Here is a 19467-nt window from a genome sequence, read left to right as displayed (position 1 = left end):
ACACCTCTTGTTATGCTGGTTCGATAGCACACAGGGTGCACTTGGTCTCTTGCATCTGCGTGACCGAGTCGTACCCGTATGTCTGAACGGTATTGGTAGATTCACCCAGGACATAAGGATCAGCGCCCTTGGGGTATTTGTCTCTCAAATCCTTACCTTCAAGGTGCCCGCCAAAGTGGAATGGCATGAAGGCAACGCCCTCGCCAACCCGCTCGGTGACCATAGCCTTCACCTTGATGCGCGCGCCTTCCGGGCCAGAGACCCAGACATCCCTGCCGTCGCGAATGTTCATATTGTTGGCGTCGCGAGGATTCACCTCTATGAACATGTCCTGCTGAAGCTCGGCCAGCCAGGGGTTCGACCGGGTTTCGTCACCGCCACCCTCGTATTCCACCAGTCGACCGGAGGTCAGAATGATGGGGAAGTCCTTGCTGAAGTCGTTCTTCTGGATCGACTCGTACAAGGTTGGCACTCGCCAGAAGGTTTTGTCGGCGTAGGTCGGATAATCTTCGACCAGATCGCGGCGATTGGTGTACAGCGGTTCGCGATGCAGCGGCACCGGGTCGGGGAAGTTCCAGACGATGGTTCGGGCCTTCGCGTTACCAAAGGGCGCGCACTCATGCTTGATGGCAACACGCTGGATACCTCCCGACAGGTCGGTTTTCCAATTCGCGGTGGGTCCGCCCACTGCCTCGATGGCAGCGCGTTCCTCTGCGGTCAGATCGCCGTCCCAGCCCAGGTCCATCAGCATTTGCATGGTGAACTCCGGGTAGCCGTCCTTGATCTCGGAGTCTTTGGAGTAAACCCCGTCAGCCAGGATGTTCTGACCGTTGTGCTCAACGCCGAAGCGGGCCCGGAAGGTGAGGCCACCCTTGGACACCGGCACCGACATGTCATACAGGACGTGAGTTCCCGGATGGTTCATCTCTGCCGTACCCCAGCAGGGCCAGGGCAAACCATAGGTGTCGCCATCACAGGGGCCGCCTACTGCACGGAGGGTGGTTCTGTCAAAGTGGTGCTGGTATTTCATGTGTTTCTTCAGGCGTTCCGGCGACTGGCCGGTGTATCCGATGGTCCACATGCCCCGGTTGAACTCGCGGGTGAGGTCTTCGATCACTGGCTCGTCGCCTTCAATGGCGATATTGCGGAACAGACGATCGGTAAAACCGAACTTGTCTGCAAACAGCTTCATGATCTCGTGGTCGACCTTCGAGTCGAACAGCGGCTCGACGACTTTTTCACGCCACTGCAGCGAACGGTTCGAGGCGGTGACAGAGCCTGTCGTCTCGAACTGGGTGGTCGCTGGCAGCAGGTAAGCGCCTTCTTTGCGGTCATGCAGCACGGCGGAAACGGTCGGGAAGGGGTCAACTACAACCAGCAGGTCGAGTTTTTCCATGGCCTCTTTCATTTCCAGCATACGGGTCTGCGAGTTGGGTGCGTGCCCCCACAAAACCATGGCCCGGGTGTTATCGGGTTGCTCGAGGTTTTCTTTGGCTTCCAGCACGCCGTCAATCCAGCGCGACACAGGGATGCCTTTCTCGTTCATCATGGCCCGGGATTTGCCGTCTTTGTCCCAGGTGGCAAAGCGACCTTTCAGCCAATCAAGATCTTCTTCCCAAACGCGCGCCCAATGGGCCCAAGACCCGGCAGCCAAGCCATAATACCCGGGCAGGGTGTCGGCGAGCACGCCAAGATCGGTGGCGCCCTGAACGTTGTCGTGGCCACGAAAGATGTTGGTGCCGCCACCAGCTACACCCATGTTGCCGAGTGCGAGCTGCAGAATGCAGTAGGCGCGGGTGTTGTTGTTGCCGTTGGTATGCTGGGTTCCACCCATGCACCAGATCAACGTGCCCGGGCGGTTATTGGCCAGAGTGCGGGCAACCCGCTCGAGTTGCGCTCCGGGTGTGCCGGTTACACGCTCAACCTCTTCGGGGTTCCAGCGTTTAACCTCTTCGCGAATCTGCTCCATGCCATAAACGCGGGTGCGGATGAACTCTTTGTCTTCCCATTTATTCTCGAAAATGTGCCAGAGAATGCCCCAGATCAGCGCGACGTCCGAGCCCGGGCGGAATCGAACATACTCGTCAGCGTGCGCTGCGGTGCGGGTGAACCGGGGATCACACACAATCAGCGGCGCGTTGTTCTCTTCCTTGGCTTTCAGCACGTGCAATAGCGACACCGGGTGCGCCTCGGCCGGGTTGCCCCCGATAATGAAAATGGCCTTGGACTTGTGGATGTCGTTGTACGAGTTGGTCATCGCACCGTAGCCCCAGGTGTTGGCTACACCGGCAACTGTGGTGGAATGACAGATGCGGGCCTGGTGGTCGACGTTGTTGGTGCCCCAATAGGCAGCAAACTTGCGGAAGAGGTAAGCCTGTTCGTTGTTGAACTTGGCGCTGCCCAACCAGTAGACGGAATCGGGACCGCTCTCGTCGCGAATCTGCAACATTTTGTCGCCGATTTCGTTGATCGCCTGATCCCAGGGGATTTTCTGCCACTGGCCATTGACCATTTTCATGGGTGATTTGAGGCGGCGCTCGCCGTGAGCATGCTCACGCACCGAGGCGCCCTTGGCGCAGTGAGCGCCCATGTTGAAGGGGCTGTCCCAACCCGGCTCCTGCCCGATCCAGGTTCCATTCTGAACTTCTGCCTCTACCGTGCAGCCTACCGAGCAGTGGGTACATACGGTCTTTTTGAGAACGATGTTCCCGCCCTCAGTCGACGGCGTTGAGGCTTGTACCCGTGTTGATGGTAATGATAAAGCTGCCAGACCACCCACGGCGACACCGGAGGCGGTTAAGAAACTCCGTCGGTCCATGGTTTTAGCAGCGAGGGATGAAAGTAAAGAACCCGCACGGGGGCCTTTCGCTACCCCGTTGGTTTTCTTTCTTAACATGTCCAATACCTCTCTCTTTTATTATTCTCGTTTTGCTGGAAGTGGGGTCATCCAAGAGCATCTCGCAACCTTGAATGCCTCACACTCCATTAAAAGCGAGCTGATTCGAAATATTTACGTGTGTGTTCAGTGTCACGCAGACCGCGGCTTTTAGGTGCGTCTTTCACCACCTCCGCTGCGGCATTGGGTGTCACTGCCATTGCCACGGCAGCCGGAGCTGCAGCGACTGCCATCCGCAAAAAATGACGGCGGCTGTTTTCGTCATTTCGGTTGTCCATAGGACATCTCCACCTGAGTTAAGGGATCGGGCAGATCCCGGTTACTGAATTGCAAAGGCGTCAGCTTCCACAGTCATGAAGGCTCGACCCAGCGAGCCAACAGATGTGTAGAAAATGGCGCTTTGCGCTTCTTCCAAATCGGTAAAAAACAGTCGCGCCCACTTGCCCATGTGCGCTTCAAAAAAGGCTTTTTGCGACGGCAGGTCGCTATCACTCACGAACTCGCCTGTAATGATGCCCGCCATGATTTCACACAGCGTACCCATGTGGTCTTCGGGCTCTTTAACGTCGTCGCGGGCTTTGATGCCCCTTGCCATCAGGTCGCTGCGCAGATTGGCCAGGGGTTTTTCGTTCAGGAACCCGGTCAGATAATAGCTGGCATATGGCAGCAGTTCACCCCGGCCAAGGCCAACAAACAGGTTGTTGTATTCGCGTTCGGCGTCCGCAGGTGTGGTGCGTTGCGCCAGAGCCGCAAGGTTTTTCGAAGCAGATCCGATCGGGGTGTCATCACCTTTCAGGCTCGCCAGCCCTCTCAGCAGCTCACTTGAGGGTGGGTTGCTCAGTAAGGCGCCCAGTAATTGGTACATCTGGGCTCGGGCGCGATCCTCGTCGCTAATCGATCGAGGGCAGTGGCTTTCAGCGGTGTTGACCAAGTCACATTCCTTAATGTTATTGTTTGATTTTTACGCCATTCATCTTTATAGCTCTGAAAGATCCATGGCGCAACCAGTGTCTCGACATGTAGTGTTTTTGATCATGTCTAATTAAATCTCATCCGCGGGCGATAGAGCGGCGCAGGTTCGGTCTCTTGCTCGGTAGAGGCCGCTTCCGGTTGTCGGGTCGGGCTGGAAAACTCAACCGTATTGTCGAGTTCGGAAGACTCAATTACCGTGGTTGGTTCTTCGGGCTCTGGGGATTCCACGGGTTCGGCAATGCCAGCTCGCGCTTCAATCTGTTCATCTTCGCGTTCGCGCTCAGCCCGTTTGGCAGCTTTGTCAAACATGCCTTGACCGACTTTGTACAGGGTTTTGACGACTTCGCCGGCGTGGGCGGCGTCTGTGAAATCCTCATCATAGTCATTAAGGCCATCGAGCACCGCCAGCACAGGGTTGGATTTCCAAAGCGCGCGCAGGGCCTTTCGCCGCAGAAGTTCCGGAATCTCTTTGCGCATGAATCCGGTGATATCGGTGCCCAGTTTGATGGCGTCTGGTTCGGGCAATCCGTACTTCGCCAAAACCTCATGCTCAGGCAACGCCTGATTGATCGCGAGCTCCTGTTCTTCAGGTGAAGGCTCGTTTTCAACCGGCAAAGAGGGGGAAGGCTCAGCCTTTTTGCTGACCTCAGCTTTTCTACGCGACCATCGTTGCAAGCGTGATTCTATCATTTACTGAACTTTCGGATTTTTAATGTTAGCGGGTGCGCGGTACACGTCGCTCTGCTGGCGAATGCGCGGGTCGCCTTTGCCATCTTCGATGGCGTCAACATCGATCCGGTCACGGCGCCGTTTTTTGAAGGGTTCATCGACGTAGTGCATATCAACAAACTCTTTAATCCAGGCCGCTAAAGATTCGGGGATCGGTACGGGTTCAACGATGCTTTCGCCGCTGTCCAGTGTGTCCAGGGCCTCATGGGCACTGGCGGTGATGCTGGAGACCACCCATCCGGACGGGGACTCTCCGGCCGTATCTCTGTCTAACACGACCCATACTGACGGAACCATCATATTGAGAGAAACGAGGTAACCTTCTACGTCGGCGCGAAATAACTCCATGGTGACGGTACCGGCGTGGTAATCCACGGCCTCACCCTCGCGGATCATTTCTTTCCAGAATGCTTCCGGCGCACCGGGTACCACTGCAACCGGTGTCCAGATATGTTTGGCCCAACGGGTTACGCCCGGCGTTCGTCGAACCACGGCCCCGACGGGTAATTCTCGTTTCCAACTGTTTGTACGACTGCTCATGACTTTTCTCTTTTATTGTTCTATGAAACTAGCAGAGCCGAATCAATTATCCAATTATCCAATTGTCCAAGGGCGAACGGCTATGGCATCCTTATTGAGCCATGTCCCAAACCAATACGTATAAAAATAACTAAAAGAGTAACTTTCCTGATGACGCCAAACAAAACCCTTCTGTTGTGCACTTGTGACAAAACTCAGTCGTTTAGTTTCGAGGCGCTGCAAGCAGCTTCAGCGGCGGAGCAGGTGATTGTTGTGGACGAACTGTGCGGCAAGGATATGGATATGGCCGCCGAGCACCTGAGTGGCGGTGCCGAGGTTCTCGTGGCCTGCGGTCAGCAAGCTGCACTGTTCGAGCGCCTGGGCGAGGATGTGCAGGCTGAGCTTGGCCAATCGGCGCCGCTGAGCACCATCGACATCCGGGATCGCGCCGGCTGGAGCGCAGCAAACGCCAACCCCAAGCGGGTTCACGCCAAGCAGGTGGCCTTGATGGCCGGCGCTCAATTGCCAGCGTCTTATGCGCCCGCGAAAGTGATCCAGTCCAGTGGCGTGTGTTGCATTGTCGGCCCTACTGAACAGGCTATCCGGATGGCGGAGCTGGTGCAGGATGAGCTGGGCGTTACCTGCATTGTGAATGATGCGGGCCCCATACAGTTGCCCTCCGCCAGTTATGACGTCGCCAAAGGTAAGCTGACGGCGGCTCAGGGCGCGCTTGGCAACTTCAAACTGGAGTTTGCTCAGCTGCAAACACTGAATCCTGCCGGCCGTGGCGCGCCGGGCTATGGCGAGATCAAGGCCACGGCCCGCAGCGAATGCGACGTCTTCATCGATCTGCGTGGCGGCGCGCCGGCGTTCCCCAGCTACCAGAAACGCAATGGCTATTTCTGGGCGGATCCGGCCAAAACCGGCGAGCTGGAGCGTATTGCCCTGACCGCCAGGGAGCGGGTGGGAGAGTTCGAGAAAACGGTGTATTTCAAACTGGAAGAATCCCTGTGTGCACACTCTCGGGCGAATCAGCCGGGCTGCACACGGTGCCTCGATGTGTGTCCTACTGAGGCTATTTTCTCCGCCGGAGATCATGTACAAATCGATTCCGATATCTGTGCGGGCTGTGGCTCTTGTGCGGCGGTTTGCCCGACCTCCGCGGTGACTATGAACGAGACGCCTTTTGAATCGGTCACCAGGGCTCTGGATGTGATGGCCAAGGCCTATCGGGAACATGCTGGCGAAACGCCGCGCCTGGTCTTTCATACTTTGGGCGCTGGGTCTGAGGCGATTGCTTACCTGGCTCGTTACCACGACGGCTTGGCGGACGATCTGATTCCGCTTGGGTTGGAACACATCGACCGCATTGGCCATGCCGAGATACTGGCTGCATTCGGCGCAGGTTATGCCGAAGTGCTGATACTGGCAGACAATGAGTTGGATCGCCGAGCCGTCACCGCGGAGGTTGAGCTTGCCCAGGCCATGCTGATTGGCACCCATAACTCACCCAGCCGGATTCGGGTAGTTGCAGCGGAGGAACTCGGCGAAGCCGGCGATAATGCCGGACGCGTGGGTGATCCAGTCTTGCTGGTCGGCGGCCGCCGTGACGTGACTCGGGTTGCCGTCAGCGCGATGGCGGACAAGATCGACGCGCCCATCCCGTTGCCGTTGGGTGCGCCCTACGGTGCTATCGAAATCAACTCCGACAAATGTACGCTGTGCCTGGCGTGCGTGTCGCTTTGCCCGACTGGTGCCCTTGGCGATCATCCAGACCGGCCAGAAGTTCAGTTCACCGAGAATGCCTGTGTTCAGTGCGGGGTATGCGAGAGCACCTGCCCGGAAACGGCAATCATGCTTAAACCACAGTTGGATCTGTCAAAGGCTGCGTTGAGTGCCCGGCCCCTGCATGGCGAGGATCCGTTCGAATGCATCAAGTGTGGAGCACCCTTTGGGGTGGCCAGCACCATCAACCGGATTGTTGAGAAGCTGGAAAACCAACACTGGATGTACACCAAATCTGATAATGTTCAGCTCATCAAAATGTGTGACGACTGCCGCGTTAAAGCCCAGTTCCATGGCGATAGCGCGCCCATGGCAGGCGGCGAGCGCCCTCGGGTTCGTACCAGCGATGACTATCTGGACAGCTAAAATCTAATCAGGACACCTTATGGTTCAATACGTTAATGCCGACAAAAGTAATCTGATCGGTACCGATGCGCCCCGGCCGCAGGATAAAAATCCGAAGGGTATTGGTCGCATCATTGCCATTGCCTCGGGCAAGGGTGGCGTGGGTAAATCCACAGTGGCCTCCAATCTGGCGGTGGCGCTGGCGTCAAAAGGTCTCAAAGTGGGCCTGTTGGATGCTGACGTCTATGGCCCAAGCCAGCCCAGGATGCTGGGTGTGTCCGGCCGCCCGTCCAGCCCCGATGGGCATACCATTCTGCCGCTGCGCAATCACGGGGTAACCTTGATGTCGCTGGGCCTGATGACTCCGGAAGACGAAGCGATCGTCTGGCGTGGGCCCATGCTGATGGGCGCCCTGGAGCAGATGATGAATCAGGTCGACTGGGGCCGGTTGGATGTGCTGTTGGTGGATCTTCCGCCCGGCACTGGTGATGTCCAGATGACCCTGAGCCAGAAGTTCTTTGTTGCCGGCGCAGTTATTGTTTCGACACCTCAGGACATTGCGCTGATGGATGCGCGCAAAGGCATCGACATGTTTAACCGGATGGAGGTGCCGTTGTTTGGTTTGATTGAAAACATGGCATCTTTTGTGTGTGACGGTTGCGGTAAAGAACACCATCCCTTTGGTTCCGGCGGCGCGAAGGCCGAAGCCGCGAAACTTGGAGCGCCCTTCCTGGGCGAAATCCCACTGGATTTGGATATCCGTATCGGATCGGATGGCGGTGTTCCGATTGTGGTGTCGAAACCGGAAAGCCTGCAGTCCAAGGCGTTCCAACGGATCGCCGATGAAATTATCGCTTCTGACGTCTACGCCCGAGCCATCCTATGAGTCAGTCACCTCAATTCCCGCCACTGCTCTCGGGAGAAGTGGTGTCCAGACATACCGATCCTTTCGACAAGGCCGTTAGCAGCGCTATCGCCGGGGTCGATTCGGGTACGATTTTTTATTCAGAGACAGGCGACACCTTGCGTGCGGCTCTGGTGTTGGCACCTGAAACGCCTTTGGACGAGGCTATTCAGGTGGTCTACGTGGCCCAGATCGGCCTGGCGGAGAGTCTGGGCGCTCTGGCGCCGCCAGAAGTGCCGGTGTTTTTCCAGTGGCCAGACCGGATCAAGGTCAATGGCGCCCTATGTGGCGGCGTTCGCTTCGCAGCAGACGTGTCAGATCCGAAGGCGCACCCGAACTGGCTGGTGATCGGGATTCATGTGCCCTTCAGGTCGGCAGGCAACGAGCCCGGCGTGAACCCGGACGAAACGTGCCTGCAAGAGGAGGGGTGCGCTGATATTACGCCTATGGCACTGCTGGAAAGCTGGTCCAAGCACACCCTGCTGTGGCTGACCTACTTTATGGATGACGGGTTCAAACGGATACACAACGATTGGCGTCCACGCTGCGACACCCTCGGCAAAGAGATTGAGTATCCGAGGCCGGGACTGTTTGTCGGTCTGGATGACAAAGGCCGAATGTTGTTACGCCAGGATGTCATGACCGAGACCCTGAGTTTGATTGAATTCGCGGAGCATGTATGAAACTGGCCCGAACCCTGCGCCTGGACGTATCCGATGACAACGTGTTCGACCTGCCCGCGCCAAGTGGCGAATGGGCAATATCGGGCGGATTTGAGTTCTCCAACTGGACGGAGGCAAACCTGAAAGGCAAGGCCCGCCAGGCTTTCAGCAATGGCTGGTACAGTATCGAGTCTGGTGGCCGTGCCACCTTCGTGGGGGTATGCCATATCACCGACGCGGAACTCGAACAGCTGCGCCGCACCCTGGCGCAAACCTTTGTCGAGTGTTACGGCGCGCCGGATATAGACGCTGCCTACCCGGTCGCCTGTGAAGAAATCGACCAGATGCGCAACATGTGTGAAGACTTTGAAGAAAACACGCTGCTGATGGTCAGTCGCACCCTGACTGAGCTGGGGGTTGAGGAAACCTATCGCTCCCGGGCGCCGCAAGATGCCTCATTGGAGGCCTTTGCAGTACACGGCAGCGTTGAATGATACCGGCGCGTAATTACAGCCCGAAGCTGCCGTAGGGAATAAACCGCACAGGGCTGCCTGGCTCTATCTGCCGGGCGCTCTCGTCCAGTTCCACCAGGCCTTCGGACCAGGCTAGGCCAGTCACCCGTCCGGAACCTTCAGAGCCAAAAACCTCCACCTTGCCGTCACGAATCCGAGCGCGAAGCATCTCGCTGCGTCCCGGTTTCTTATTTTTGAAAAAGTTCGCGGGCATCACATAGGCCTGGGGTTCGAACCACTCGCCTCCGGCCAGCAGCGCCATCGCCGGTGCGCCAAAGCGCAGTGCGCACACCCAAGCCGCTACCGGATTGCCGGGCAAACCGATCACGGGTGTGCCATGAAACATGGCCAACGCCAGCGGCCGGCCCGGTTTGATGGCGATACGCCAGTTACTGATGTCGCCATGGGTTTTCAGGGTTTTCGAGACGTGGTCTTCGTCCCCGGCGGAAATGCCGCCACTGGTCAGGATCAGGTCGCATTGCTGCGCCCCCCTTTCCAGTGCTGCTTGGACGTCTTCTGCCCGGTCCAGAACATGGCCCAGGTCGACCAGTTCATAGCCAAGCTGTGTCACCAGAGCGCTCAGCATCGGGCGATTGGCATCGTAGATTTGCCAGTCAGTGACGGTGGCGCCGACCGGCTTTACTTCGTCACCGGTGGACAACACGCCGACACGCAGTCGCTGATAGACATCAACCGATTCGACACCAACGCTGGCGAGCACGGAAACTTGGGTGGGCGTCAGGCGGGTAGACGCCGTCAGTATCTTGTCTTGCGACTGGATGTCTTCGCCAGCTTTACGCAGATTGGCTCCGGCTTTTAAGGTGCCTTTTAGATGCAGTTGGTCGTCGATGACTTCGCAATCTTCCTCAAGCACCACCGTGTCTGTACCAGTCGGTATCACTGCGCCAGTCAGAATGCGGATGGCGTGACCGGTGGGAACTTTTCCCGCGTAGGGCTCCCCAGCCGCGCTGCGGCCTGCAACCAAAGGCAGTGTACAGGGCACCTGAGTTAACGGGCCCGCAAAGGCATAGCCATCCACCGCAGAATTGCTGCTGGGCGGATGGGCGCGTGGTGCAAACACATCGTTTGCCAGGATCCGACCATTCACCTGCGACAGCGGAACCGCGCGATCGATGTCCACCACAGGGTGTAAGCGTGAATGTAATCTCTCAAGGGCCTCCTCAATCGGCGTCCAGTTGACGCCGGGGGGCAGGGCAAAACAGTCATTACGGAGTTCGTTCATGGTGCTGCGGTACTCAAAATAAAGTCGGCGAGCTCGCGTGCATTGTTCAGATCAAAGCCGGGGCCGGCAAAATCCGACGCGTAGTCGGTGGCGACGGCGATGATACTGGCGTCGGTCCGGTGCAGGGGCTCTCGTGGGCATTCCTGCCGATGCACTTCAATCTTAGCGTGTGCCTGGGCCTTGAACCCCTCGACCACAACCCAGTCGCAGGGGCCCAGCCGGGCCAGCAACTCTTCCAGTGTTGGTTCTTCAGTGCCGCGAAGCTCGTGCATGATGGCAAAGCGCTGCCCACCCGCCAGAATGACTTCCTGTGCTCCGGCGTCACGATGCCGGTAGCTGTCGGTGCCGGGTTGGTCGACATCCACGCTGTGATGGGCGTGTTTGATGGAGTTAACCGTTAAGCCCCGGCTGGACAGTTCACGAATCAGGGCGCTGGCCAGTGTGGTTTTTCCACAGTTCTTCCAGCCTACAATGCCGATAACATTCACGTCAGGTGTTGCTCCGCCCAGGCCAGATCTTCCGGCGTGTTGATGTTAAAAAAGTCGTGCTCGTCAAACAGCACCAGGGTTTCGCCCTTGGCTCTGGTCCATTGGCGGATCTTGCGCACGCCGTCATTCAGCTCGGCGCGCAGATCCTCCCGCAGTGCCACCGGCCAACGGCCAAACGTCGGCTGGGCGATCTTGCCACGTTCTGGATCCGGGGTGGCGGCCAGTACCACCTGGGTGTCGAATACGGTCAATCGTTTCGCCAGATCCACCGGAAAGGCCGGCGTGTCAGATGCCACGGTAATCAGCCACTCGTACCCATGCTCTGCTGCCCAGTCCATGCCGGCCAGAATACCCGCCAGTGGCCCGGCATAATCGGCGATAGAGTCGGCCACTACCGGCAAACCCAGATCATCAAAGCGGCTCAGGTCGCCATTGGCATTCAATACCACGGCATCAACCTGCGGCGTGATTCGATCAATGACACGCTGAATCAACGACCGGTCGCCCAGCATCAGCCGCCCTTTATCACCACCGCCCATTCGGTTGGCCTGGCCACCGGCCAGAATCACCGCGCAAACTGTCATGCTATGCTCCTGTTAATCATTCCGAGCGCCCTTGCGCTGCATTTTCTTGTTGTCATCCGGAATCTGCGATAAGTCCTGATCAAACACCAGACGGTGCTGGCCACTAAGGCAGATGAATTTTTTGCCCCGCATCCGCCCGATCAGCGTTAACCCGACCTGCTGCGCAATATCGACACCCCAGGCGGTAAAGCCGGACCGGCTGATGAGTGTGGGGATGCCCATCAAAGACGTCTTGATGACCATTTCAGAGGTCAGACGGCCGGTGGTGTAGAGAATTTTATCGGCTGCCGGGACGTTGTTCAGGTGCATCCAGCCGGCGATTTTGTCGACCGCGTTATGGCGCCCCACATCTTCCATGTACGCTAACACCTCACGGCCCTGGCACAAAGCGGTGCCGTGGATGGCGCCGGTTTCCATATACAGGCTGGGAGTGTGGTTGATCTGGAACGACAGATCGTAAAAGGTGCTGGTGTGCACGGGGGTGTCTGGCAAAGACAGCCCTTCGAGCCCGGCCATCATATCGCCGAACACAGTCCCGACAGCGCAGCCGGAGGTGCGGGTTTTCTTTTCCAGCTTAGACTCGACATCGGTGACGCCAGCGGTACGAACTACCACCACCTCGAGCTCTTCGTCGAAATCAATTCCGGTCACCTGATCAGACGCTTTCAGCATGCCCTGATTCAGAAGAAAACCGAGGGCCAGATACTCCGGATGATCGCCGATGGTCATGGCCGTGACGATCTCCTGACTGTTCAGGTAGATGGTCAGCGGGCGCTCCTCGATCACGCTGATTGATTTGGATTGACCGTTTTCGTCAATGCCCTCAACGGCGCGGGACAGGCGCGGATCTGCAGGGTTTGGTAACAGAGGTGTCATCGTCATTTTTGTTACAGCCATTATGAAGACGCTGGATCGTCTATTAATTACGGACGTTGGCAGAGATTAGCCTATTTGGCATTTTGGAAAAACAGCTACTTATGGCCAATAAAACCCCAAGCGTTGTGGGGATTTTATTGGCCTGTCCGGAGGGCTTAGTTTGCGTTGGGGAAGAACAGCTGCTGGCCATTCACTTTGAAGTCGGCAATCGCTTGTTGGCCGTCTTCGGAAATCAGCCAGCTGTGCCACTGCCGGGCCAGCTCGTGTTTGAGGTGGGGGTACCGTTGTTCAGAGAGCAAGAGGCTGCCGTACTGGTTAAACAGCACGTCGTCGCCCTCAAAAAGCAGGGTCAGATTCTGGCGGTTGCCGAAAGCCACCCAGGTGGCACGATCCGACATCACGTAGGCGTCCATGGCTGCAGCGGTATTGAGCGTTGGTCCCATGCCGCTGCCGAGTTCCCGGTACCAGTCGCGAACGAGCTCAACCCCGGCGCTCTCCCAAAGGCGCAACTCGGCGCGGTTGGTGCCGCTGTCATCACCGCGTGATGCAAACGCTGCCTTGGCTTTGGCGATGGACGCGAAGGCTTCCGCTGCGGTTTTTGCCTCGCGGACAGAAGCGGGGTCATTGGTCGGGCCGATCAGCACAAAGTCGTTATACATGACATCCGTACGTTCAGTGGCGTATCCGTTCTCGACGAAGCGTTGTTCTCCGGCAGTGTCGTGTACCAGAAGGCTATCGGCGTCGCCCCGGCGGGCGAGCTCAAAGGCCTGCCCAGTGCCCACCGCCACAACACGTACCTCTATGCCGGCGACTTCTTCAAACTTTGGCAAAATGGATTCAAAGAGCCCCGAGTTTTCGGTCGAGGTAGTGGAGGCGAGAATGATGTAATCGCGGGCATGCGTATTCAACGACAGGCCCATCACAACTATGCTTGCAAGCACCAGATTCAGGGTCTTCTTCATCTTGTTATTCTCTCCTTAGCTTGTGGGCTTCGCTTTGAGTTACTTCGTCTGAAAATTCTGTGAGTGGCGCTATTCGACCAGTTCACCGGCGACAAACGCTTGTGCCTCTCGGGATACGGGACTGTTGAAGAATGCCTGAGCGGGCGTGTGTTCGCGGACTTTTCCACCTGAGAGAAACAGCACATCCCCGGCCAAGCGTCTGGCCTGATGCAGATCGTGGGTGGTCATCACGATGCGTGTCCCGCGCAGGTGAAAATCGAGCACTGCGGCCTCCACAGCTTTGATCGCTGCCGGATCAAGGGCCGAGGTGGGCTCATCCAGAAACAGAACTTGGGGGGAGAGGGCCCAGGCGCGTGCCAGAGCCAGACGCTGTTGTTGTCCGCCTGAAAGCACCCGGGCGGGTGTGTGGCGGCAGGCGCTCAGCCCGAACCGATCGAGGGCTTCGTGGGCGAGCTTAACCCGTTGCCCTCGTGAGACATTATTCACTGCCAGGGCATGGGTGAGGTTGGCCAAAGCCGACCTGCGCAAAAGCACCGGTTGCTGAAATACCATAGCCTGTCGAGGTGCTCCCTCATTAGACCAGACCACCCGGCCCTGAGTAGGCGATAGTAAGCCGTGAGCCAGCCGCAGCAGGAGACTTTTACCTGCGCCGTTGGGGCCCATGACCAGAGTGGGGCCGATACCATCGAGAGTGAATGAGCACGGGCCCAGCAAAAGCTTTTCGTCGTGGCTGAAACTTACGCCATGGAAAGACAGGGCCGGCGGCGTGAGCAGGACGGAGGTGTCGAGGCACGGCGTGTGGAGTGACGTCATCCTGTCCGCCTCCTGCTCAGTTCGCCAATCATGTAGGCGCCGGCATTAATCAGCATGACCAGGGTAAGCAGTACAATACCCAATCCCAATGCGAGGGGCAGGTTACCTTTGCCGGTTTCCAGAACAATGGCCGTGGTCATCACACGGGTAACCCCATCAATATTGCCACCAACCATCATGACGGCGCCCACTTCGGCACTGGCGCGGCCAAATCCGGCAAGCAGAACTGTCAGCAGCGCAAAGCGGGCATCCCATAGCAACGTGGGCATCATGCGTGAGCGTGACATGCCCAGCGATACGAACTGCTCGCGGTATTCGCCCAGCATTTCTTCCACTTTCTGGCGCGACAGCGCGGCGAGGATCGGCAACACCAATATCACCTGAGCGATGACCATGGCGCCAGGCGTAAACAGGAGCCCCCACTCACCGAGGGGGCCGGCGCGGGAAAGCAGTAAATACACCATCAGGCCGGCGACCACGGGAGGCAGCCCCATCAAGGCATTGAGTATGACGATCACTCCGCCGCGGCCGGGGAATTGCCAGAGCGCCACCGCAGCGCCCAGCGGAAACCCCAGCACCGCCGCGATGCTTACCGCCATGAGAGAAACCTGCAACGAGAGCACCACGATCTGGATTAGCGATGAATCAAGGCTTAACAGTAACGACAACGCCACATAGAACGCATTATTTTCCACTTCTGCGGCTCCTTATTATTTGAGCATCTTGGCGTTTTTAACTACGCTTTGCACAAACTTTCGGAATTTATGCAGTCTAAAGCAGCCCTTTGCTTTCCGCGCGCAATTGGAGACAATAATGCCCCTTCCTGCTTATCTCACCACCGCCGAGGCCGCCGAGTACCTGCGGCTCAAAGAGCGCAAGGTCTACGACTTGGTCAGTCAGGGCGTGATTCCCTGTGTGCGGGTGACAGGCAAGCTGCTTTTCCCGCGCCAGCGGCTGGATCTGTGGTTGATGAATCACCTGGAGGGTGACGATGCCGTCAGCGCGCCTATCCCGCCCGTTTTGGCGGGTAGTCAGGATCCATTGCTGGAATGGGCGGTTAAAGAGAGCGGCGCGGAGTTGGCGTTGCTGTGTCAGGGCAGTGGCGATGGCGTTCAGCGATTAGTCGATGGGCGCGCCGTGCTCGCTGGCATGCACATCTGGCACGCAGAAGCCCAACGATACAATAATCCGGCCACTCTGGGCCTGAATGGGATGCGGGATCTTGTACTGATCCGCTGGGCAAAACGCCAGCAGGGGCTTCTGCTGGCGGCCGATAACCCTCACCAACTGGCAAGGCTTGAAGACATCGCCCGCCCCGGCATCCGGGTTGCTCATCGTCAACCCGATGCCGGCGTCAGCCATTTGCTGCAGAGCTTGCTCGCCCGCCACCGTATTGACGCAAAACAACTCAGCTGGGCTGTTCACCCGTCGCTTAGCGAAGACGACCTTGCGTTAGCTATTCGTCAGGGCGAAGCGGATATCGGCCTCGGCATCGAAGCTGCTGCACGGCGCCAGGGTTTAGCTTTTATTCCCTTGCAGCAGGAACATTTTGACCTGGCCATGCGCCGGCGCCACTACTTTGAGCCCGCCATGCAGCGCTTGCTGGCGTTTGCCGGGTGCGAGCGCTTTGGCCAGCGGGCGGAGGCGTTGGGGGGGTATGACATCAGTGAGTTGGGGCGGGTGGTTTATAATGCGTGAGGCAGGTTGTCGAGCGATATCTCAGCCATCTTCGGCGAACCATTGTTTGGGGGGGCGGTATTAATTGAGCCAATATCTAGAGGCGTACCGGATTGTTCAGTACAGTGACACGGGAATAGCGGTTGTAACGGACCCGTTTTCGCAGGAAAGTGACCGCTTTTTTAAGCGGTACGGTTTTCTGCCAACGGGAAGGCAGTTCGGAGAACTACAGTCACTCTATTTACCCATGGACACAATTGGTCAGCTGATTGATCACCCATCTTGAGGGCGGCACAGGCTCAATAGCCGTATCGGTGATCTGATTCAGTCCAACCAATCTCTTATTTCAGGACTCACCAGACCTGGGTGTGTCATATGAATGCAGTGGCCTTCACTCGGAAGCACTCGAAGCGTGCTGCGGGGCATATGCTCATAGACGTATTTTCCAACATTCTCATTGGCAAGGGCATCAACTTGGCTCTGCAAAATAAGTGTCGGATGCTTGGCCTGAGGCAAAAGGTGACGATAGTCCGAAAAGAAAGTTGCCTTTGCAAAAGTCTTGGCAACCACGGGGTCGGTCGAACAGAAGCTATCCGACAGCTCCCCAACCAACAATTCTGAACTTTCAGCGCCAAGTACTAAAGGCGCTAAGTAGCTGGCCCACCCTATGTAGTTCCGGTCCATCAGGTCAATCAATTCTTCCATATCCGCTTGTTCAAAGCCGCCTTGATAGTCCGGAGGTACGTTGAGAAAGCACGGGGAAGGGCAAATCATGACCTGGCTTGCAAAGCGCTCCGGATGGGCAATTGCAGCTAGCAGCCCAATGGTGCAGCTCACAGAGTGACCGATGAAATGAACGCCTTTCAGGTTCAACGCCTGACAAATTTCAAAGACATCGCGCGCGTATCCGTCTAGCGTACTGTATCTCGCCTCACTGAAGGCGGAGAGTTGTGATTGGCCGGAACCAACGTAATCAAAGAGAATCAGCGTATAGTGATCTCTCAGACTTGGCGTCAAGTGTTGCCACATGTTCTGGTCACAACCAAAACCATGGGCCAACATCACTACCGTGTCACCTGACCCTATGATTTCAATATTATTTCGGACAACAATCTCTTCTCTGGTCAGCACCCTGGTTTACTCCTTTAATTCGGTTATTGGCAGCACGGGAGGCCGTGAAAATTTTTTATGGAACCCTGTGTTAATCCAATCAGTAACCCACTCAGCCAAGATCGAGGCTGGTATTGGCCGAGCAATGTAATATCCCTGTCCCCAATCACATCCAAGACTAATGAGGCTCTGCGCATGTTGATAAGTTTCAACGCCCTCTGCAACGACGTCACACTGAAACGCACGAGCGAATCCAATGACGCCCCTTAAAATTGCGAGGTCTCCCGGACTCGTCAACATATCCTTGATGAAACTTCGGTCGATTTTGAGCATGTCGACCGACAAGTCTCGTAGATGGGCGAGCGTGGAGTAGCCTGTGCCGAAGTCGTCCAAAGATACCCGGATGCCCATCATTCTGCAGCTTGAAAGAACCAGAGAAACTTTCTCAACGTCTTCGATAGCGCTCGTTTCTAGAACTTCTATTTCAAACCTGTGCTTTGGAACATCCGGAAATGTCGCCAATGCGCGGGTGAGATTCGAGAGAAACTCGGGATGTTGCAGGTGATAACCGGAAATGTTAACACTGACATGAACATCCAGCCCTTCTGAAAGCCAGGTCTGTAGCTGCTCAAGAGCACTGCTTATTACCCATTGACCCAGGTCGAGACCAACCTGCGTTTCCGTAATAATCGGTAAAAAAGTTACTGGTGCTTTCAGTCCCTCAACGGGATGATTCCAGCGTATCAGGGCCTCTACCCCCAGTAGTTCGCCACTGCTCATGTTTACTTTCGGTTGGTAGTAAAGCTCAAACTCGTTGGCTGCCATAGCCGCTTTGATAGCAAGAAGTTCCGCGTGCCTTTCTTTTTGGTGTTTTTCATTGTCGACGTTGAACAAACTTAACTGGTTCCGGCCAGCCAGCTTGGACTGATACATGGCTTGGTCGGCCTGCCTAAGGAGTTGATCCGGAGTGATACTTTCCGCTTGGGGGTATAGGGTCACACCTACGCTTGCTGAAACCTGCAATGTTAGCGAATCTATTTTCAATGGCTCTTCGATTTGCCGAATCAGCCGGTTCAGAGACTCTTCTGCCATGCCAGCATTAAATCGCCCATGCAGCAATATAACAAACTCATCACCCCCGAAACGGGCAATCAGATCGTCACTACGGAGATTGCTTGTCATCCGTTTGGCCACAAGCCGAAGGACTTTGTCCCCCGTGTCATGCCCATAACGGTCATTGACTTCCTTGAAGCCATCCAGATCGAGAAATGCGAGAGCAAACGCCAATTCCCCCGATTTCATTTCCTCGATTTTCTGACTCAGATGCCGTGTCAAAGCCGTTCGGTTTGGCAAGCCGGTCAGCTGATCGGTGTTGGACAAAGTGTGAAGCAGGGAGACTTTTTGCTGTAGTAGCTTTCTGGCCTCCGTCAGCTCCCCAAATAACTGCTCAGATCGAGCGGCATGGCCAACGCTCCAGAAGATTCGACGCTCATCATTATTGTCCAATCTGGCGCTGACCACTGCCGGTATAGGTTCGCTGGCCGAGGTAATCATAGTTAGCCGAATCTCCTCACAGCAGCCTTCTCGCAACAGCAGTGGCATGAGATAGCTGTCGTACATAATCTGAGATGCTCGACTAAGAAGGGAAAAAAAATCCATGCCAATCAGTTCATTGACCGTATAGCCGTACTTCTGTGCGAAGTAACTATTACAGTAAATGATCTCCCGAGAGGCATTCGAAACGAGGCTGCCGACAGGGAATTGATCAAGAGTGATTGATTCAGACGTTCGCATGCCGGCTCTGACAGATTATGGTTAGGATTAGAAATCGAACATGTTGTAATTTAATACATGTTGTGTATAGCATAAAGTTACATGTTATATGGCGATTTCTAATATTAATAATATCTATATGTAGACAATTTTTGATTGGCGCGACCTATTGAATGGGGCGTATTTCTGGTTTTGAAGATTCAGGGAAGCTAAGTAGCCTATTTCAGGGTGCCTGATGGCAGAGATCCGACCACTGCGCATAATCGTCGTTATGTTTAACGGAAGGCTACTAGCGAAAAGAAAACACCAGTTGTTGATGGTTTAGTCCGCAGGTTTAAAAAGAGTGATTTAGATACGGGCATAGTCATAACGATGTTGAGGCTTCTGCTGCAATGAGCATTATTGAAGGGAGTTTTTCGGTGCCCGAGTATGCTTGGAGGAGGGCCGTGCAAAGGTCAGAATGTTAGGAGCTTATCCTGCTGCCTTAATTTATAAGGCACTGCCAGGGCACCATTTGGGCACATACCAAAAAACTGACCTGCGCTTTCACGCAAGTCCTTCATAAATATGGCGCGCCCGAGAGGATTCGAACCTCTGACCTCTGCCTCCGGAGGGCA

Annotated in this window: 19 protein-coding genes; 5 read left to right on the top strand and 14 right to left on the bottom strand. The window is 56.1% G+C overall.

Going from position 1 to position 19467, the window contains the following annotated elements; all coding sequences use genetic code 11:
- Positions 1-10: 10 nt before the first annotated feature.
- From IBX51_RS09565 to IBX51_RS09545, 5 genes are all read right to left on the bottom strand, one after another.
- Entirely contained in the window at positions 11-2896 is a 2886-nt protein-coding gene (locus IBX51_RS09565) for a formate dehydrogenase subunit alpha (RefSeq protein WP_291830966.1), read from the bottom strand.
- Positions 2897-2985: 89 nt separating this feature from the next.
- Positions 2986-3174 carry a twin-arginine translocation signal domain-containing protein gene (locus IBX51_RS09560; RefSeq protein WP_291830965.1) on the bottom strand — a complete coding sequence of 63 codons (189 nt, stop codon included), beginning with the start codon at positions 3172-3174 and terminating at the stop codon, positions 2986-2988.
- Positions 3175-3215: 41 nt separating this feature from the next.
- Entirely contained in the window at positions 3216-3827 is a 612-nt protein-coding gene (locus IBX51_RS09555; RefSeq protein ID WP_291830964.1) for a molecular chaperone TorD family protein, read from the bottom strand.
- Positions 3828-3934: 107 nt separating this feature from the next.
- On the bottom strand, positions 3935-4558 hold the full coding sequence (locus IBX51_RS09550) for a DUF3306 domain-containing protein (protein ID WP_291830963.1): 624 nt from the start codon (positions 4556-4558) through the stop codon (positions 3935-3937).
- On the bottom strand, positions 4559-5137 hold the full coding sequence (locus IBX51_RS09545; RefSeq protein WP_291830962.1) for a DUF3305 domain-containing protein: 579 nt from the start codon (positions 5135-5137) through the stop codon (positions 4559-4561).
- 150 nt (positions 5138-5287) lie between these two features.
- Here IBX51_RS09545 and IBX51_RS09540 point away from each other — a divergent pair, with 150 nt between their 5' ends.
- Genes IBX51_RS09540 through IBX51_RS09525 form a run of 4 tightly spaced genes read left to right on the top strand, consistent with a single transcriptional unit; the run spans position 5288 to position 9306 of the window.
- Positions 5288-7267, top strand: a complete 1980-nt coding sequence (locus tag IBX51_RS09540; protein WP_291830960.1) for a 4Fe-4S binding protein — start codon at positions 5288-5290, stop codon at positions 7265-7267.
- Between the two features lie 19 nt (positions 7268-7286).
- Entirely contained in the window at positions 7287-8132 is an 846-nt protein-coding gene (locus tag IBX51_RS09535; protein WP_291830959.1) for an Mrp/NBP35 family ATP-binding protein, read from the top strand.
- Positions 8129-8833: a biotin/lipoate--protein ligase family protein gene (locus tag IBX51_RS09530; protein WP_291830957.1), complete on the top strand. Its 705-nt coding sequence runs from the start codon at positions 8129-8131 to the stop codon at positions 8831-8833. The genes IBX51_RS09535 and IBX51_RS09530 overlap by 4 nt, the downstream gene beginning before the upstream one ends.
- Entirely contained in the window at positions 8830-9306 is a 477-nt protein-coding gene (locus IBX51_RS09525) for a DUF6505 family protein (protein ID WP_291830956.1), read from the top strand. The genes IBX51_RS09530 and IBX51_RS09525 overlap by 4 nt, the downstream gene beginning before the upstream one ends.
- 13 nt (positions 9307-9319) lie before the next feature.
- On the opposite strand, the gene IBX51_RS09520 is transcribed toward IBX51_RS09525, so the two are convergent.
- From IBX51_RS09520 to IBX51_RS09490, 7 genes are all read right to left on the bottom strand, one after another.
- Entirely contained in the window at positions 9320-10567 is a 1248-nt protein-coding gene (locus IBX51_RS09520) for a molybdopterin-binding protein (protein WP_291830955.1), read from the bottom strand.
- A complete protein-coding gene (gene mobB / locus IBX51_RS09515) occupies positions 10564-11055 on the bottom strand; it encodes a molybdopterin-guanine dinucleotide biosynthesis protein B (protein WP_291830954.1) in 492 nt (163 codons plus the stop codon). Before mobB ends, IBX51_RS09520 begins: the two co-directional genes overlap by 4 nt.
- Entirely contained in the window at positions 11052-11639 is a 588-nt protein-coding gene (mobA, locus tag IBX51_RS09510; protein WP_291830952.1) for a molybdenum cofactor guanylyltransferase MobA, read from the bottom strand. Before mobA ends, mobB begins: the two co-directional genes overlap by 4 nt.
- 12 nt (positions 11640-11651) lie before the next feature.
- A complete protein-coding gene (locus IBX51_RS09505; protein WP_291830951.1) occupies positions 11652-12536 on the bottom strand; it encodes a formate dehydrogenase accessory sulfurtransferase FdhD in 885 nt (294 codons plus the stop codon).
- A gap of 134 nt (positions 12537-12670) precedes the next feature.
- Positions 12671-13477, bottom strand: coding sequence for a substrate-binding domain-containing protein (locus tag IBX51_RS09500; RefSeq protein ID WP_291830949.1), 807 nt, complete (start codon positions 13475-13477; stop codon positions 12671-12673).
- Positions 13478-13546: 69 nt separating this feature from the next.
- Positions 13547-14290 (bottom strand): ATP-binding cassette domain-containing protein, encoded by a 744-nt coding sequence (locus IBX51_RS09495; protein ID WP_291830948.1) that lies wholly within the window; start codon positions 14288-14290, stop codon positions 13547-13549.
- A complete protein-coding gene (locus IBX51_RS09490; RefSeq protein ID WP_291830947.1) occupies positions 14287-14985 on the bottom strand; it encodes an ABC transporter permease in 699 nt (232 codons plus the stop codon). The genes IBX51_RS09495 and IBX51_RS09490 overlap by 4 nt, the downstream gene beginning before the upstream one ends.
- A gap of 118 nt (positions 14986-15103) precedes the next feature.
- On the opposite strand from IBX51_RS09490, the gene IBX51_RS09485 reads away from it, so the two are divergent.
- Complete coding sequence (locus IBX51_RS09485) at positions 15104-15988, top strand: helix-turn-helix transcriptional regulator (RefSeq protein ID WP_291830946.1); 885 nt, start codon at positions 15104-15106, stop codon at positions 15986-15988.
- A 303-nt stretch (positions 15989-16291) separates the two neighbouring features.
- Here the strand turns inward: IBX51_RS09485 and IBX51_RS09480 are convergent, their stop codons facing one another.
- Both IBX51_RS09480 and IBX51_RS09475 read right to left on the bottom strand, forming a co-directional pair.
- Positions 16292-17098, bottom strand: coding sequence for an alpha/beta hydrolase (locus IBX51_RS09480; RefSeq protein WP_291830945.1), 807 nt, complete (start codon positions 17096-17098; stop codon positions 16292-16294).
- 6 nt (positions 17099-17104) lie between these two features.
- Positions 17105-18871 (bottom strand): EAL domain-containing protein, encoded by a 1767-nt coding sequence (locus tag IBX51_RS09475; RefSeq protein ID WP_291830944.1) that lies wholly within the window; start codon positions 18869-18871, stop codon positions 17105-17107.
- Positions 18872-19467 lie beyond the last annotated feature (596 nt).

This window comes from Marinobacter sp., from assembly GCF_014859525.1.
Lineage (GTDB): Bacteria > Pseudomonadota > Gammaproteobacteria > Pseudomonadales > Oleiphilaceae > Marinobacter.
The sequence above is the reverse complement of the archived record's forward strand: the minus strand, read 5'-3'. Positions and strand labels throughout refer to the sequence as shown.